General features: G+C 61.5%; 11 protein-coding genes. 6 read left to right on the forward strand and 5 right to left on the reverse strand.

Annotation, left to right across the window (positions count from 1 at the left end; translation table 11 throughout):
- On the reverse strand, positions 1 to 4,374 hold a 4,374-nt coding region (locus tag D6877_RS22160), incomplete at its 3' end, for a filamentous hemagglutinin N-terminal domain-containing protein (RefSeq protein WP_130912117.1).
- Positions 4,375 to 4,398: 24 nt separating this feature from the next.
- Positions 4,399 to 6,105 (reverse strand): ShlB/FhaC/HecB family hemolysin secretion/activation protein, encoded by a 1,707-nt coding sequence (locus D6877_RS22165; protein ID WP_130912110.1) that lies wholly within the window; start codon positions 6,103 to 6,105, stop codon positions 4,399 to 4,401.
- Positions 6,106 to 6,329: 224 nt separating this feature from the next.
- Between D6877_RS22165 and D6877_RS22170 the strand changes: the two genes are divergently transcribed.
- Both D6877_RS22170 and D6877_RS22175 read left to right on the forward strand, forming a co-directional pair.
- Positions 6,330 to 7,148: an alpha/beta hydrolase gene (locus D6877_RS22170; RefSeq protein ID WP_125918533.1), complete on the forward strand. Its 819-nt coding sequence runs from the start codon at positions 6,330 to 6,332 to the stop codon at positions 7,146 to 7,148.
- A gap of 115 nt (positions 7,149 to 7,263) precedes the next feature.
- Positions 7,264 to 7,887 (forward strand): glutathione S-transferase, encoded by a 624-nt coding sequence (locus D6877_RS22175; protein WP_130912111.1) that lies wholly within the window; start codon positions 7,264 to 7,266, stop codon positions 7,885 to 7,887.
- A 12-nt stretch (positions 7,888 to 7,899) separates the two neighbouring features.
- Here the strand turns inward: D6877_RS22175 and D6877_RS22180 are convergent, their stop codons facing one another.
- On the reverse strand, positions 7,900 to 8,778 hold the full coding sequence (locus D6877_RS22180; RefSeq protein ID WP_110645669.1) for a LysR family transcriptional regulator: 879 nt from the start codon (positions 8,776 to 8,778) through the stop codon (positions 7,900 to 7,902).
- 103 nt (positions 8,779 to 8,881) lie between these two features.
- Here D6877_RS22180 and D6877_RS22185 point away from each other — a divergent pair, with 103 nt between their 5' ends.
- Positions 8,882 to 10,273: an aldehyde dehydrogenase family protein gene (locus D6877_RS22185; protein WP_130912112.1), complete on the forward strand. Its 1,392-nt coding sequence runs from the start codon at positions 8,882 to 8,884 to the stop codon at positions 10,271 to 10,273.
- A 160-nt stretch (positions 10,274 to 10,433) separates the two neighbouring features.
- Here D6877_RS22185 and D6877_RS22190 read toward each other — a convergent pair whose 3' ends face one another.
- Entirely contained in the window at positions 10,434 to 11,603 is a 1,170-nt protein-coding gene (locus D6877_RS22190; RefSeq protein WP_130912113.1) for a DUF1624 domain-containing protein, read from the reverse strand.
- A gap of 170 nt (positions 11,604 to 11,773) precedes the next feature.
- Between D6877_RS22190 and D6877_RS22195 the strand changes: the two genes are divergently transcribed.
- Complete coding sequence (locus D6877_RS22195) at positions 11,774 to 12,370, forward strand: paraquat-inducible protein A (protein WP_122612500.1); 597 nt, start codon at positions 11,774 to 11,776, stop codon at positions 12,368 to 12,370.
- Positions 12,367 to 13,053, forward strand: coding sequence for a paraquat-inducible protein A (locus tag D6877_RS22200; protein ID WP_130912114.1), 687 nt, complete (start codon positions 12,367 to 12,369; stop codon positions 13,051 to 13,053). Before D6877_RS22195 ends, D6877_RS22200 begins: the two co-directional genes overlap by 4 nt.
- On the opposite strand, the gene D6877_RS22205 is transcribed toward D6877_RS22200, so the two are convergent.
- Positions 12,986 to 16,012: an FAD-binding and (Fe-S)-binding domain-containing protein gene (locus D6877_RS22205; RefSeq protein ID WP_130912118.1), complete on the reverse strand. Its 3,027-nt coding sequence runs from the start codon at positions 16,010 to 16,012 to the stop codon at positions 12,986 to 12,988. The two genes, D6877_RS22200 and D6877_RS22205, sit on opposite strands and share 68 nt — an antisense overlap.
- A 157-nt stretch (positions 16,013 to 16,169) precedes the next feature.
- Here D6877_RS22205 and D6877_RS22210 point away from each other — a divergent pair.
- The coding region (locus D6877_RS22210; protein ID WP_130912115.1) for a LysR family transcriptional regulator at positions 16,170 to 16,863 on the forward strand (694 nt) is incomplete at its 3' end.

Raw genomic sequence — 16,863 nt, forward strand, 5'->3', positions numbered from 1 at the left:
CATGTCACCGCTGGCAGAAACCTCCCCGTCTTCGCTGGAGTCCAGCCCGGTGGCGATCAGGGTCAGGTTGCCCTGGCTGTTGATCAAACCACTGTCGCGGTTGTTCAACCCGGCACTGCTGATCTCGAGCGACTGCGCCGCGCTGATCAAGCCTTTGCCGTCATTGCGCAGCAAGCCGTCCACAGTCAGGTCGAGGTCGCCCCGGCTGACCAGATTGCCGCCGCTGTTGTTCAGACTTGCCGCGCGTGCGTCGATGACCGCCGCGCCGATCATGCCTTTGACGTTGTCCAGTGCCGCCGCGATGCGCAGGGTCAGGCCCTGATTGCTCAAGAGCTTGCCGTTGCTGTTGTCCAGGCTTTGCGCAGTCAGGGTGAACGCCTCGGCGCTGGAAATCGTGCCGCCCGGGTTGTTGACGCCCTTGAGCTGCTTGAGCAGCAGCGCGCCCGGGGCGTTGATCAAACCACCGATGTTGTTCAACTGACCGTGGTTCAAATCCAGGCTCAGTTGCGTGTTGCTGAACAGCTTGCCGCCTTGCTGATCGAGGCCGCTGACCGAAGCCGTCAGCGCGTTTTGACTACCGATACTGCCGTCGCCGCCGTTGGTGACCTGACCCGCCGTGAGGTTCAGGGTGTCGGCACTGCTGAGTCGACCGTTGCTGTTATCGAAGGCGCCGGTGGTCACGGTGACCGCGCCTTTACCGCTGAGCGTGCCCTTCTGGCGATTATCGAGGCTGGCGCCAGTCAGCAGCAGCATGCCATCGGTGACGATCTGGCCAGCCTGGTTATCGATGCTGCCGTCACTGTCCAGCTTCAGATCCGCCGCGCTGGACAGGCTACCGCCAACGTTGGTCAATTTCGCGGTGTCGACCGTCAGCGTGCCTTCGCTGCTGACCTTGCCCGAGCTGTTGTCAACGGCGCCGGTGAGGTTCAGCGACATGCCTTGCTGGCTGAGCAATTCGCCGCTGTCGTTGGCCAGCGAGTCCCCCTGCAGGGTGAACCGGGCACCTGCATTGATCAGCCCTTTGCTGCGGTTGAGCACTTCGTCGACAGTCAGGGTCAGGCCTTTGCCTGAAAAAATCTTGCCGCCGTCGCTGTTGTCGAGTTTTGTGCCAGTGACCAGCAAATCGCCGCTGCTGCTGATTTCGCCGCCACGGTTGTCCAGGTCAGCGACGGTCAGGGTCATGTCCTTGCTCGAACCGAGCAAACCGTTCTGCTGATTATCGAGTTGACCGGCCTGCAGTTTGAGCACGCCGGTGGCGATCAGTTGCCCCTTCTGATTGTTGACGGTTTTGGCCTGCACGCCGGCATCGGCCTTGCCGGCGATGTTGCCTTCACGGTTGACCAGTTCATCAGCGTTGACGGTCAGTTGGCCGTCAGCGATGACCGTACCGAGCTGGTTATCCAGGGTCTTGTCGACCGTCAGCAACAACTCACCGCGACTGCTGATCAGGCCCTCATGGTTGTCGAGGCTGGCGCTGTGGCTGTCCAGCGAGGCGCCGGAGATCACGCCTTTGAGGTTGTTCAATGCCGCAGCGATGCGCAACGTCAGGCCTTGCTGGCTGAGCAGTTTGCCGTTGCTGTTGTCCAGTTCATGCGCAGCAATCGTGAAGGCTTGCTGACTGGAAATTTCCCCGCCCTGGTTGTTTACGCCGTTGAGGTTTTTCAGCAACAGCGTGCCGGGTGCATTGATCAAACCGCTCTGGTTGTTCAACTGGCCGTGGTTCAGATCGAGCGTCAGGTCGGTCTTGCTGAACAGTTCACCGCCCTGCTGATCAAGCCCGCTGAGCGAAACATCCAGCGCCTGCTGACTGGCGATGCGGCCAGCAGCGTTATTGACTTGGCCGGCCTTAAGCGTCAATGCCGCACCGCTGGTGAGTTTGCCGCCAACGCTGTTGTTGAACGCGCCGGTCTCGACCCGGCTACTGCCTTGGCCGTAAATCACACCTTTGCGACTGTTATCCAGACTGCCGCTGTTGACGGTCAGCGCGCGGTCGGTATTGATCGAACCGGCCTGATTGAGCAGCGCGCCAGTGCTGGTCAGCTTCAGATCGCCGCCACTGCCGAGACTGCCGTTGCTGTTGTCGATGCGTGCGGCATTGATGGTCAGCGTGCCGTCGCTGTTGATCACGCCAAGAGAATTGCTCAGCGCATCATCAAGGGTAATCACCAGACCGTTGAGGCTGCTGAGCGTGCCGCCGCTGTTATCGAACGTGGTGCCGGTGATTGTCGCCGCGCCTTTGGTCGCGGCGATCAAGCCCTTGCTCTGGTTGATCAGTTTGCCGACGTTCAGCCCGAGATCGCTGCCGGAAAGAATCTTGCCGCCGTTGCTGTTGTCCAGACGCAGTCCTCTGACGTTCATCAACAGGCTGCTGGAGATTTCGCCGCTGCGGTTGTCGACGTCATCCACCGATAGGGTCAGTGCTTGGGTGGTGCCGACCAGTCCGCCGTTACGGTTATCGAGGGACTTGCCGCTCAGGCTCAGATTGCCTTGCGCGACCAGTTCGCCACCCTGTTGCTGCAGCAGGCCGATGGTTGCCAGCAAGTCGCCCTGGCTGGCGATGCGCCCGGCAGCGTTTTGGATCTCTGCGGCGGTAAGATTGACCGCGCCGGCTGCGCTGAGCAGACCACCGCTGTTGTCCAGACGATTGCCCACATAGGTCAGGCCTTGTTTGCCGCTGATCACACCCTTTTCGCGGTTATCCAGTTGCGCGACATTCAGGTTCAGTTGCTGGTCGGCCTGGATCACACCGCCCCGGTTGTCGACCGCGTCGCCGCGCACGGCCAGCGTGTTTTTACCGATGACTTTGCCGTCGCTGTTGAGCAGCGTGCCGGCCTGCAGATCAAGGGCGCCTTTGGCCGAGATGTCACCTTTGTTGCGGTTGTCGAGGGTGCCACTGATGCGCGCCGTCAGGCTGCCATCGCTGACCACCGCACCGGCCTCGCGGTTATCCAGACTCGCGGCTTTGAGATTGACCAAACGCCCCGAACCAAGAACGCCATCACGGTTGTCCAGCGCCCCGCTCAGGTCGATGTTCAGGCCCAGATCACCGAGCATCTGCCCGCTACGGTTGTTGAGCATGCCGCCGTTGATGTTGATGTTTTGCGCGCTGAGCGTGCCGCTTTGATTGTTCAGAATCTGCGTTGCGTTGACCCTCAGGTTGCGGCTGGCGGTGAGGTCTTTGCCGCTGTTGTTGATGGCCTGTGCGCTCAGGCTCAGATCACCGCTGTTGTTACGGCTGCCGTCTGCGTTGACGCCAGCTTCAATGGCGCCGGCGTTGGTCAGTTGCCCACCGGCGCTGAGCATCACGCTGTCGCGGGCGGCCAAGGTCTGGCGGTTGGTCAGGTTGCCTTGGGTCTGTACGTTGAGCGATGTGCCGGCGTAAATCGGAGCTTGCGCGTCGAGGCTGGCAGCTTTGACGTTGACCGCGCCGGTGGCCGAGGTGTCGGCCAGGCTCAGTTGCCCGTTCGCATCGAGCTGAATATCGCCGCCGCTGGCGATCAGTTTGCCGTCGAGTTTCACCCCGACGCCGGCCTCGGTGCCGACCAGTTTGATCGCCCCGGCGTACATGCCGCCGAGTGCCGAGGAGTCGATGGCCAGTTGCGGTTTGGCGTTGCCGTCGTCGGCGCGGGCCGTGGCGTTGAGGCTGTCGGCGTTGACGTCGTTGCGACCGGCGACGATGGTCAGGTTCTGTGCCTGGATCTGCGCATTGATCTTGGCGCTGCGGGTGATGATTTCGAAGCGGTCGATATTGGTTGCGTTGATGCCCGCGCCTTCGATAGCCACGCTGCCTTGATCGACCTGAAAGCGATCCAGCCGACCGTTTTCCAGCACTGGTTTACCGGTAGTCAGCGTCACCCGAGGTGCGTTGATGAAACCGCAGCCATTGCAGGTGATGCCGTAGGGGTTGGCGACGATGACCCGCGCCGACTGCCCGGCTACTTCGGTGTAACCGCGCAACTGACTCGGGTTGCCGCTGATGACTTCGTTGAGAATCGCCTGCGCCGAACCGCTGTTTTTCAGGTTCGGGTTGCCGATGACGTGCCCGCCCAGTTGCGTGTTCGAGGTCTGGGTTGATCCGTTGTTGAGGATGACGCCCTGCGCGCCGACGTTGTAGTCGTGGAACTGGTTGTGCGACAGGCCACTGCCGTTGGGCGTGGCGATGTTGATGATCGGCACACCATTGCCGGCGCGGTCCAGCGTGGTATTCGGGTTGGCAACGACGATGCCGTCGGCCTGCGCCCAGACCGGTTGCCAGAACATGACGTTCGCCAGCAGGAAGGCAAGTCCGCGCTTGGGCATGCCGAGAAACAACTCACGGTTTTTCACGACCGCATTCGGTTGATCTGCGAGGAAGGCAAACTGGCGAACGTCCATGTGAATGGCCCCGATTACTAGCGTTTAGATGAAGAAATCCAGGCGGAAATAGATCGGCGCTTCGCGCTCGGTCAGCGCGTCCGGTCGTTCCAGGGAATGCGCGAAAGTCACGCTGGCGGCCACATGCTGACCACGGGCGAACAACTCCAGCGAGTTGCTCGACATGCGCCCGTGCTGATCGCCGTTGTAGCGATCGCCGCGAATTACGCCCTGGTCGTAACCGAGGCTGGTGCCGTACTCGGCGAACACCGGTTGCAGCCATTCGGCAGTCACCGGGCGGCTCCAGCGCAGGTCGTTGCGCCAGTAGCCGCCGCTGTCGCCGGACAGCGATTGATCCTTGTAGCCACGGATCGACGCCGAGCCGCCGAGGCTGGTGCGTTGTGGGCTGAACAGCACGTCTTCGCTGCGCTGGCCGGTCATCAGGCTGCTGAAGCTGAAGGATTCACCGAGCAATTTGAACGGCTGCAAATAGCTCAGGGTTGCGGTGTATTTGCGATAGCGTGCATCCGGTTCGCCGGGGCCGGGATCGTGACTGCCCTGCGCATCGAAGGCACCGATGCCCTCCTGCAAGCCAGCGTCGAAGTTGACGAATGCGCTGCCGACACGACGGCCATGGTTGAAGCCGAATTGCGCTTCGCTGATGCGATTGCTGCTCAGTTTGAGTTTGCTGTCTTCGATGAAGTTGTTAGTGCGCAGGTACGAAAGTCCCGCGCTGAGGGAGGTCTTGCTGACCGCGTCGCGATGGATCACGCGCTCGGCGCGCAGCTGATGGTTTTCGCTGTCGCCGGTCTGCTTGAAGTTGTAGCCGTTGGCGGCGATCTGCGAGCGGTACTCGCTCTGGCTGTAGGTGTAACTGAACGTCCACCAGCCCCACGGCAGACTGTAATTGAGCATGGCGTTGTTGGAAGTGTGCTGGTGATCGGTCATCGCATCGTGACCGCCGCGCAGGCTCAGCTGGTCGGCGAGACCCAGCGGGCTGTCCCAGTCGAACGATGTGCCCCACTGCTGCTCGCCGGTGCTGCGCTGGCCGTCGTTGCTGCGCGAAAGGCCGGTGCGCCAAGGTTTCTGCGGCGTATTGGTGACGCGCACTTCGCTGCCGCCGACATTCTGCCCCGGCGCCAGCTCCATTTTGGCCTGGTTGGACGGCAGGCGATTGAGCTGGTCGACCATCTGCTCGATCTCGCGCAGGTTGACCAGTTCACCGCTTTTGCCGGGAAAGGCCATGGCCAGTTCGCGATCCGAGAGCCGGCTGTTTTCTGCGCCCTTCATGCCTTCGAGCTTGCCTTCGACCACCAGCACTTTCAGGTGCCCGGCGGACAGATCCTGTTGCGGCAAATACGCACGACTGGTGACCAGACCTTTTTCGATGTAATGGTCGGTGATGACTTTGAGCAACTCGTTGAGCTGCGGCACGCCGAGGCATTCGCCGATATAGGGCTTGAGCAGGCGCGCCTTTTCACGCTCCGAAAGGCTGTCGGCGCCCTTGAGCTCGATGTCCTTGATGGTGAAGCAGCGAGTGTCGACGGGGGTTGTCGGCTGTACGGGTTTGGCGTCTTTGCCGGGCAGATCCTTGAGTTCTTCGAGGCGCCGCTGCTGCTCTTCGAGCAAACGGTTCTGACGTTCGCGGATCAGATCGGTTTCACCAGGAGTGGGCGCGGCCCAGGCAGATTCAAGCGGAGAAAGGCAGAGCAGCGCCAGGCACAACCGCGCCGTGAAGGCGGGTGAAAACATGTTCGATCCCTCGACATAAAAAGTGACATCAAAATAGTGGCGCGATATTAGATGGCCATCATTTTGACGTCAAACTTATGTTTGCGCCGTTCATCGGTGTTTGCCGCGCGTACATACGGGTGAAACCAGCACTTGCGTACAAGTGGCCGACACATTTTGCGCGGATAGTGGCGGTTGCCCATTCGGCATCTATTCTCGTCCACACACGATCACAAGGAGTTTGCATGAGCACCTTCAAGACCCAAGACGGCACCGAGATCTATTACAAGGACTGGGGCAGCGGCAAGCCCGTGCTGTTCAGCCACGGCTGGCCGCTGGATGCCGACATGTGGGAATACCAGATGGAATACCTCAGCAGTCGCGGCTACCGCACCATTGCCTTCGACCGCCGTGGTTTCGGTCGCTCGGAGCAGCCGTGGACCGGCTACGACTACGACACCTTCGCTGATGACATCGCTGGCCTGATCAACCATTTGGACCTGCGCGACGTGACCCTAGTCGGCTTCTCGATGGGTGGCGGCGACGTCAGCCGCTACATCGCCCGCCACGGCAGCGAGCGTGTTGCCGGCCTGGTATTGCTCGGTGCGGTGACGCCGCTGTTCGGCAAGAAGGCCGACTTCGCCGAGGGCGTCGACAAATCGGTGTTCGACGGCATCAAGGCTGGGCTGCTGAAAGATCGCGCGCAGTTCATCGCCGACTTCAACGCGCCGTTCTACGGCACCAATCAGGGCCAGAAAGTCTCTGACGGCGTGCTCACGCAAACCTTGAACATCGCGCTGCTGGCATCGCTCAAGGGCACCGTCGATTGCGTGACCGCGTTCTCGGAAACCGACTTCCGCCCGGACATGGCCAAGATCGATGTGCCGACCCTGGTGATCCATGGCGACGGCGACCAGATCGTGCCGTTCGAAACCACCGGCAAGCAGGCCGCCGCGCAAATCAAAGGCGCCGAGTTGAAGGTCTACGCCGGCGCGCCGCACGGTTTTGCCGTGACGCATGCGCAGGCGTTGAATGAGGATTTGCTGGCGTTCCTCAACCGGTAATCCCGCCCGGCAAAAGCCGTAGTCAGATGCTGATGAACCAAGGCCCGCGCGATGCGGGCCTTGTGTTTTGCGCTATGGTATTTTTCTGCGTCCACCACTCGGAGAAGGAAATCCAATGCTGCGAATACTCGGCAAAGCCTCATCGATCAACGTGCGCAAAGTGCTGTGGACCTGTGCCGAACTGGACATCCCGTTCGAGCGCGAAGACTGGGGTTCGGGTTTCAAGTCGCCGAACACGCCGGAGTTTCTCGCGCTCAATCCCTGCGCCATGGTGCCGGTGATCCAGGACGGCGATTTCACTCTCTGGGAATCCAACACGATCATTCGTTATCTGGCGACGCGTTACGGCGGTGCGCATTTGTATCCGGTTGAGCCCATCGCCCGCGCGCGGGTCGATCAGTGGATCGATTGGCAGGCCTCGGAGCTGAATCGCTCTTGGTCGTACCCGCTGATGGCGCTGGTGCGCAAGTCGCCGGATTATCAGGATCGCGACGCGTTGGCCGCCGGTTGCCGGGACTGGACGCGCAACATGCAAATCCTTGATCGCCAATTGGAGAAGACCGGCGCTTACGTCAGTGGCGAGCAGTTTTCCCTGGCGGACATTCCGATCGGGCTGTCAGTGAATCGCTGGTTCGAAACGCCGCTCGATCACGGTGACCTGGCTGCGGTGCGCGCCTATTACGATCGCTTGAATCAGCGCGACGGTTATCGTTTGTACGGGCGCAACGGCACGCCATAAAGATGCGCTCGATCAGGCTTGCTCACGCACCACGCCCCGCTCTTCAAGCAAGCGCACGAACATGCTCAGACTGCGCGACACCGTGCCCCGGCGCCACACCAGCCAAGTGGTCAGATAGCGGAAGTCCGCCGTCAGCGGCCAGACGCTGACCGTCGCGCTGCCGGGCATGCTTTGCAGCATTTTGCGCGGCATCAGCGCCAGGCCGGCACCGGCGCTGACGCAGGCGAGCATGCCGTGGTAGGACTCCATTTCGAAGATCTTGCCGGGTACGGCAGCGTCGGTGCTGAACCATTTTTCGAAATGGTGACGGTAGGAACAGTTGGAGCGGAAGGCGTAGATATTCTCGCCGTTAACGTCCGCCGCACGTTCGACCGGTGAATGATTGAGCGGCGCGATGACGACCATTTCCTCCTCGAACGCCGGCACCCCTTCCAGGGCCGGATGCAGCACCGGGCCGTCGACAAATGCGGCGGCGAGACGCCCGGAGAGCACACCATCGATCATCGTCCCCGATGGCCCGGTTGAAAGATCGAGGTCGACCTTCGGGTGCTGCTGGTTGTACGCCGCCAGCAGTTCGGGGATACGCACTGCTGCGGTACTTTCCAGCGAGCCCAACGGGAACGCGCCCTGGGGTTCCTCACCCGCCACCGTGGCTCGGGCTTCCTGCACCAGATCGAGAATGCGCCGGGTGTATTCGAGAAAACTCCACCCGGCCGGCGACAGGCGCAGACGGCTCTTCTCGCGGATGAACAGATCGACGCCGAGGTCCTGCTCAAGCTGCTTGATCCGTGTAGTCAGGTTCGACGGCACGCGATGAATCTGCGTGGCCGCAGCGCTGATGCTGCCGTGCTCGGCCACGGCTTTGAAGATTTCCAGTTGCACCAGATCCACAGTCATTCTCCAATCGTGAAGGAAACGCTCTGTATTATTCAGTTTCCAGAAAACTAAAGCCACCCTACTCTAGGCCCATCCGACGAACCTACAGGACAACGTCATGAGCCAGATTTCCAGCCAGACCCACGCCATCTCGATCAACCCGGCCACCGGCGAGCAGATCGGGCATTACGCGTTTGAATCCGCCGCTGCCCTTGATGCGGCACTGACTCGCGCTGCCTTCGCTTTTGGCAAGTGGAAGCGCAAGCCGCTGCAGGATCGTTCGCGCCTTTTGACCGCCCTCGCCGGCGCGCTGCGTGAAACCTCAGAAGCGATGGCAACCATGATCACCAAGGAAATGGGCAAGCCGATCGCCCAGGCCCGTGGCGAAATCGAGAAATGCGCCAAGCTCTGCGAGTGGTACGCCGAACACGGCCCGGCCATGCTCGACGCCGAAGCCACCCAGGTTGAAGGCGGCAAGGCGCGTATCGAGTACCGTCCGCTGGGGCCGATTCTGGCGGTGATGCCGTGGAACTTCCCGATCTGGCAAGTGCTGCGCGGCGCGGTGCCGACGTTGATCGCTGGCAACACTTACGTGCTCAAGCATGCGCCGAACGTGATGGGCAGCGCTTACCTGCTGCGCGATGCGTTTGTCCGCGCCGGTTTTCCCGATGGCGTGTTTGAAGTGATCAACGTCACCCCGGAAGGCGTTTCCAGCGCCATCGCCGATCCGCGCATCGCCGCCGTGACCCTGACCGGCAGCGTCCGCGCCGGCATGGCCATCGGTGCTCAGGCCGGTGCGGCATTGAAGAAATGCGTGCTGGAACTGGGCGGCTCCGATCCGTTCATTGTGCTCAACGATGCGGATCTGGATGAGGCGGTGCACGCGGCGGTGGTCGGCCGTTATCAGAACTCCGGCCAGGTCTGCGCGGCTGCCAAACGTCTGATCATCGAACAAGGTGTTGTCGAAGAATTCACCCGCAAGTTCGTTGAAGCGACACGCCAGTTGAAGATGGGCGATCCGCTCAACGCTGTCACTTACATCGGGCCAATGGCGCGGTTCGATCTGCGCGATGAACTGGATCAGCAAGTGCGTGACACGTTGGAGGAAGGCGCGACGCTGCTGCTCGGCGGCCGAAAAGCCGAGGGCGCCGGCAATTTCTACGAACCGACCGTGCTCGCCGATGTAACCGACCGCATGACCTCGTTCAAGCAGGAGCTGTTCGGCCCGGTCGCTTCCATCATCACCGCCCGCGATGCTGCACATGCCGTAGCCTTGGCCAACGACAGCGATTTCGGCCTGACTGCCACGATCTACACCGCCAACGTCGCGCTGGCCGAGCAACTGACCAGCGAACTGGACACCGGCGGCGTGTTCATCAACGGCTACTCCGCCAGCGACCCGCGCGTGACCTTCGGCGGCGTGAAGAAGAGCGGCTTCGGTCGTGAGCTGTCGCACTTTGGCGTACGGGAATTCTGCAATGCGCAAACCGTATGGCTGGATCGTAAATAAGCTTGGCGCTGTAAACCTGTGGGAGCGAGCCTGCTCGCGAAAGCGTCCTGTCAGTCACTGCTGCATCGACTGACACACCTCTTCGCGAGCAGGCTCGCTCCCACAGGGACACGGCTGCGCAGATGATTTGGCGCACGACTCCCACATGCTCTGCTTCGATTTACAGATACTTCAACCAGCTGATGTCCCGGCGCCGCGCCTTCAATGCAGAGAACCAGCGCACTGCCGGGAACAGCACCACGGCAAGAATCACTGCCGCCAGCCACACCGCCGTCACCGTCGAAAAGCCGAAATAGCCGCCCTGATTCAGGCCAAACAGCGCCACGCCAATCAGGTACAACACCTTCAACACGTACAAGTGCAGCAGATAGAAAAACATCGGCGCCGAACCGAACACCGTCAGCCAGCCAATCCAGCGGCGACTCTGCACGCGCTCAAAGACGAGCAACAGCAACAGCCCCGTACTCACAGTCAGCGCGATGAACAGCAGCGACGGCGGGTATTTGGTGATATTGAAAAAGCTCATCAGTGTCTGCACCAGCGAATCGCTGATCGCCCACGGCTTTTCGCCGTAGCCATTGATCAAGCGCAGCGCCACAAAGCCCAGCAATCCAGCGACCCCGGCAATCAGCAAACGACGCTGACGCACCGCCGCGTCCATGCCGCGAGCAAACCACTGCCCCAGCGCATAGCCCAGGCCGATTACACCAATCCACGGCAGCAGCGGGTACGAGGTGCGCAGGCGCAGGGTTTCGCTGATCTCGATCCAGCCTCGATCATGCAGAATCGCCCAAGGCACATGCAGCGCCGACTCGACCGGAAAATGCACCGCGTCGAGCAGGTTGTGCCCGGCGATGATCGCCACGCTCAGCGTCAGCAGCAGCGCACGTGGCAACCAGACCAGCAGCGCCAGCGCGATCATGCTCAGGCCGATCGCCCAGATCACTTGCAGGTAGATCACGCTCGGCGGCAACTGGAAGGTCCAGGCGAAGTTGACCAAAGTGAATTCGAGCGCCACCAGAAACAATCCGCGCTTGAACAGAAACGCGCTGACATCGGCTTTGCCGGCGTATTTTTCACCGTACAGCCATGCCGACAGGCCGGTCAGCAAGACAAATACCGGCGCACACAAATGCGCCAATGTGCGGCTGAAAAACAGCGCCGGCTCGGTGCTGGCGATGTCCATCGGATCGGAGACCTGTCGGTGCAACAGGAAGGTTTCGCGTACGTGATCGAGCAGCATGAACAGGATCACCAGGCCTCTGAGCGCATCAATGGATAGCAGCCGGCCAGTCGTCAATGGGGCAGAACGGGGAAGCACAGGGGTCATGGGTCTTTCGCAATCGAGAGGAATAACACCGGACAGCCACAACGCCGCCCGCAAATTTCGCGTTACCTTATAACATCAGAATAACAAAACCCAAACATCCAGCATCGAAGTTGCCCATCAGCGCCAGCCTTCTATAGTGAACAGATCCGCCCTGCCCTTGAGCGCTGTCCATGGTCAACACCGAACACCTGATCATCTGCGAGCACTGTGATTGCGTGTACGAGAAAGTCGTGCTCGGCAAACACCAGAAAACCCTGTGCGTGCGCTGCGGTGGCGTGCTGCAGCGCTTCAACGGCCTGACCATCGAGCAGCGTCTGGCGCTGACGTTCACGGCGGCGATGCTGTGGCTGTTCGCCAATTTCTATCCGGTGATGAGCATCAGCCTCAAAGGCATGAAGAACAGTGCGACCCTTTGGGATTCGGTGCTCGCGCTGAGCCAGGGGCCGATCACCTTTATCGCCATGGTCGCAGCGATCGCGATCATCATCGCCCCGGCATTTCAGCTAGTGTTGCTGGTCTGGGTGTTGAGTTTCGCCCTCGGCATGAGGCGGGCACCGGGGTTCAATCTGTGCATGCGCTGGCTGGAAACCCTGCGCCCGTGGAGCATGCTCGAAGTGTGTCTGCTGGGGGCAATGGTCGCGGTGTTCAAACTTGCCGGCCTGCTCGATGTGCTGCCCGGGATCGGCCTGTTTGCCCTGGCGGTGCTGAGCCTGATGATGATCCGCATTGCCGGCCGGGACATACGCGAACTCTGGGACATTTTATGAAGCGTCCACCGACCGCCAGCGAACTCAACCTGTGCCTGTGCCACAGCTGTGGTTTGGCCTGTGACATGACCGACGAGCCCCACGAATGCCCGCGCTGTGATGCGCCGTTGCATCGGCGCAAGACCAATTCGCTGGCGCGAACCTGGGCTTACATGCTCGCCGCCCTGGCGTTTTATATCCCGGCCAATCTGCTGCCGGTGATGAATACGGTGATGCTCGGCAACGGCGCCGACAGCACGATCATGAGTGGCGTGCTGGAGTTCTGGGAGGCCGGAGCGTGGGACATCGCCCTGATCATTTTCATCGCCAGCATCGCGGTGCCGGGGGTCAAGTTCGTCGCCCTGACCTTGCTGCTGGTCACCGTGCAGCGCAACAGCGATTGGGCGCGCAGGGAGCGTTCGAAGCTGTACCGCTTCGTCGAACTGATCGGCTACTGGTCGATGCTCGATGTGCTGGTGGTCGCGCTGGTCGCGGCGCTGGTGAAGTTCCAGGCGCTGGGCGATATCGAGCCACGACCGGGCATCCTGTTCTTCGGCCTGGTCGTGGTGTTCACCATGCTCGCGGCGATGAGTTTCGACCCGCGCCTGATCTGGGACCAGGACACCGGCGACACGCTCAGCGACGCAGCGTCTCCAGCAACACCTGCAACGGATGGCGCAGCGCCTGATCCGACTGGCGCTTGACCTGGCTGCGGCAGGAGTAGCCGGTCGCCAACGCCTCGCCCTGCTCCGCCGGAGCCTGCACCTGACGCGCCCACGATTGCTCGTAAATGATTGCCGAGGTCTGGCGATTGCGTGCTTCGTGGCCGTAAGTACCGGACATGCCGCAGCAACCGGTAGCCTGCGTGGCCAGCTTCAGACCGGCACGTTCGAAGACCTGTTCCCACTGGCGGGTCGCGGCCGGCGCGTTGGTTTTCTCCGTGCAATGGGCGAGCAGACGGAACGCTTTGGGCTGAGCCTCAGGCGCCTGCTCCGGCATGACCTTGAGTAACCATTCCTGCACCAGCGCCACTTCAGGACATTCATTCAAGCCCGGCACTTTCAGGTATTCCTGGCGATAGACCAGAGTCATCGCCGGATCCAGCCCCAGCAAGGGCACGCCGGTCTGCGCCAGTGCCTGCAATTGCCCAGCGTTGCGCAACGCCGCCCGATTGAACGCCGAGAGAAAGCCCTGCACATGCAGCGGTTTGCCGTTGGCGCTGAACGGCGCGAGATAGACCTGATAACCCAGACGCGAAATCAGCTCGACCAGATCCGCCAACAACGGCGCTTCGAAGTAGCGGGTGAAGGCGTCCTGCACGATGACCACGCTGCGTTCGCGTTGCTCCGGGGTCAGTGCCGACAGCGTTGCAACCGTTGCTGGCTGCACCTGCCAACGGCGCATCGCTGCGTGGAAATCGAAACGGCTGAGCAACGGCACATCGACCATGCCACCAATACGCGCCAACGCGCTGCGCACAAAGTCCGCGCCCATGACACCGTTGTACAGCCCCGGAATCAGCGCCATGTACGGAATGGTGTATTCCAGCGAAGCAATAAGGTAATCCCGTGCCGGACGCAGATAACGGCTGTGATACAGCTCAAGAAAGCGCGAGCGGAATTCCGGCACGTTGACCTTCACCGGGCACTGCCCCGCGCAGGATTTACAGGCCAGACAACCGGCCATGGCGTCATACACTTCGTGGGAGAAGTCCGCCGACGGATCGCGACTGTTGCGCCAGCGCTGCCACAGCGAGCGGAAAAACGCCGGTTTGCGAATCGCATCCGAGAGCACATCGACGCCCGCCTCGCCCTGCAACCGTAGCCATTCGCGAATCAGCGAAGCGCGGCCCTTGGGCGACTGCGCGCGTTCGCGGGTGGCTTTCCACGACGGGCACATGGCGTCATCGGGATCGAAGTTGTAGCAGGCGCCGTTGCCATTGCAGTGCATGGCGGCGCCGTAGCTTTGCCAGACGTTCTCGTCGATCTGCCGATCCAGCTCGCCGCGCAGGGTCACTTCGTCAATTTTCAGTAGCGCTGCACCGCTGTTGGCCGGCGTGGCGATTTTGCCCGGATTGAACTGGTTGAACGGGTCGAACGCCGCTTTCAAGGCTTGCAGCGCCGGGTACAATTCGCCGAAGAATGCCGGCGCGAACTCCGAACGCAGGCCCTTGCCATGCTCGCCCCAGAGCAGGCCGCCGTAGCGCTGGGTCAACGCGGCGACGCCATCGGACACCGGACGAACCAGCGCCGCTTGCTGCGGGTCTTTCATGTCGAGGATCGGCCGCACGTGCAGTACGCCGGCGTCGACATGGCCGAACATGCCGTACTGCAAACCGTGGCTGTCGAGCAGGTCGCGCAGCTCGGCGATGTATTCGGCCAAGTGCTGCGGCGGCACCGCGGTGTCTTCAACGAACGGCTGCGGGCGGGCTTCGCCGGCGACATTGCCGAGCAGGCCCACCGCCCGTTTGCGCATGCCATAGACCTTGTTCACCGCTGCCTGACCAACCGCCAGCGTATGGCCCAGGCGCTCCACGGTGCGGTCGTTTTGCAGATGTTCGAGGAACGCTTCGACGCGGCGCTGCAGGTCTTCGGGATCGTCACCGCAGAACTCGACCAGATTGATGCCCAGAGTCGGTCGCTCAGCGTTTTCCGGAAAATATTCGGCAACGCCGTGCCAGACGATGTCCTGCATCGCCAGCAGCAAGACTTTCGAATCGACGGTTTCAATCGACAACGGCTTGAGCGCCATCAACGCCCGCGCATCGCGCAAGGCATCCATGAACCCGGCGTAGCGGATGTTGACCAGCATGGTGTGCTTGGGAATCGGCAGCACGTTGAGTCGCGCTTCGACCACAAAGCCCAGCGAGCCTTCAGCGCCACAGAGCACGCTGTTGAGGTTGAAGCGCTGATCGGCCTCGCGCAGATGCGCCAGGTCATAACCGGTCAGGCAGCGGTTGAGATCGGGAAAGCGTGCCTTGATCAGCTCGCCCTGTTCATCAATAATCTGCCGCGCACAACGATAGACTTCGCCGACGCGATCATCGCGGGCGCACTGCGCTGCAAGCTCATCCTCGGCCAGCGGCAGGCCGTGCAGACACTCGCCGCCGCGCAGGATCATCTCAAGCTCCAGCACATGGTCGCGGGTCTTGCCGTAGGTGCAACTGCCCTGGCCGCTGGCGTCGGTGTTGATCATGCCGCCGACCGTGGCGCGGTTCGAGGTCGACAGTTCCGGAGCAAAAAACAGCCCGGCGGATTTCAACGCGGCGTTGAGCTGATCCTTGACCACCCCGGCCTGTACGCGCACCCAGCGTTGTTCAACGTTGATTTCCAGAATGCGGTTCATGTGCCGCGACAGGTCGACGACGATGCCGTCCGTCAGCGATTGGCCGTTGGTGCCGGTGCCACCGCCACGCGGGGTGATCACCACTTTTTTGTACGCCGGTTCGGCAATCAGCCGCGCCACCCGTGCAACGTCTTCGGCATCCAGCGGAAACACCGCCGCTTGCGGCAAGCGCTGATAGATCGAGTTGTCGGTCGCGAGCACCACGCGGCTGGCGTAATCGGCGCTGATTTCCCCGCGAAAGCCGCTGTCTTTCAGGGCGGCGAGGAATTGTTGGTAATCGCCGGTCAGGGCTCTGGCAGGCGACAGCTGGGCAATCATCGGTCGGGTCATCTCGGTCAAATCGGGCTGTGTGGCGGTGAACAGTTGTGCGCAAGGAATGATTGCGTCAGGCTCCGCCATCTGATTGCGCCCATGTTCATTGCTGGCCAGCCATGGAACAAGCGTAATTTCGACCCGCTATCGATGAGTTTTACGAATGAACCCGCGCACCCTCACACCGTCCATGTCGCTGCTGCTGGCTTTCGAGGCCGCCGCTCGCCATGAGAGCTACACCCGCGCCGCCCATGAATTGTCACTGACGCAGAGCGCGGTCAGCCGCCAAGTACAGATTCTCGAGAAGATGCTCGGCATGCGCTTGTTCAGCCGCGAAGGCCGGCACGTGGTGCTGACGGATGTCGGGCGCATGTATCAGCGCGAGCTCAGCGAAGCCCTCGGGCAGATCCGCAGCGCAACCTTGCAGGCGATGGCGTTTGGTTCGGGCATCCATAGCCTGCGCCTGGCGACGCTGCCAACCTTCGGTTCGAAATGGCTGCTGCCACGGTTGAAGGATTTCTACACGGCGCACCCGGGCATGACCGTGCACCTACACTCGCGGATCGAAACCATCGATTTCGACACCAGCGAAATCGACGCGGCCATCTGCGTCGGCGGCGGTGAGTGGCCAGGCCTGACCGCCCTGCCCCTGCACACCGAAGAATTGGTGGCGATTGCCAGCGCGCAGTTGTCGGCAACGGAACACGAGGAGGCCGAGCGACACATTGCCGGGCAGTTGTTGCTCAACGTCAGCAGCAATGCCCAGGCGTGGGCGGAATGGTTCAGCCATCACCAACTGCCACATCGCAGCATGCGGATCGGGCCGAGCTTCGAAATGACCTCGCACTTGATTCAGG

The sequence above is a fragment of the Pseudomonas sp. Sample_9 genome (assembly GCF_004307535.1).
Lineage (GTDB): Bacteria > Pseudomonadota > Gammaproteobacteria > Pseudomonadales > Pseudomonadaceae > Aquipseudomonas > Aquipseudomonas mercuritolerans.

Excerpts from the sequence above, each read along its gene's own strand:
- D6877_RS22165 (WP_130912110.1), bottom strand. The coding sequence starts at position 6,105 with ATGTTTTCACCCGCCTTCACGGCGCGGTTGTGCCTGGCGCTGCTCTGC.
- D6877_RS22170 (WP_125918533.1), top strand. The coding sequence starts at position 6,330 with ATGAGCACCTTCAAGACCCAAGACGGCACCGAGATCTATTACAAGGAC.
- D6877_RS22175 (WP_130912111.1), top strand. The coding sequence starts at position 7,264 with ATGCTGCGAATACTCGGCAAAGCCTCATCGATCAACGTGCGCAAAGTG.
- D6877_RS22185 (WP_130912112.1), top strand. The coding sequence starts at position 8,882 with ATGAGCCAGATTTCCAGCCAGACCCACGCCATCTCGATCAACCCGGCC.
- D6877_RS22190 (WP_130912113.1), bottom strand. The coding sequence starts at position 11,603 with ATGACCCCTGTGCTTCCCCGTTCTGCCCCATTGACGACTGGCCGGCTG.
- D6877_RS22195 (WP_122612500.1), top strand. The coding sequence starts at position 11,774 with ATGGTCAACACCGAACACCTGATCATCTGCGAGCACTGTGATTGCGTG.
- D6877_RS22200 (WP_130912114.1), top strand. The coding sequence starts at position 12,367 with ATGAAGCGTCCACCGACCGCCAGCGAACTCAACCTGTGCCTGTGCCAC.
- D6877_RS22205 (WP_130912118.1), bottom strand. The coding sequence starts at position 16,012 with ATGATTGCCCAGCTGTCGCCTGCCAGAGCCCTGACCGGCGATTACCAA.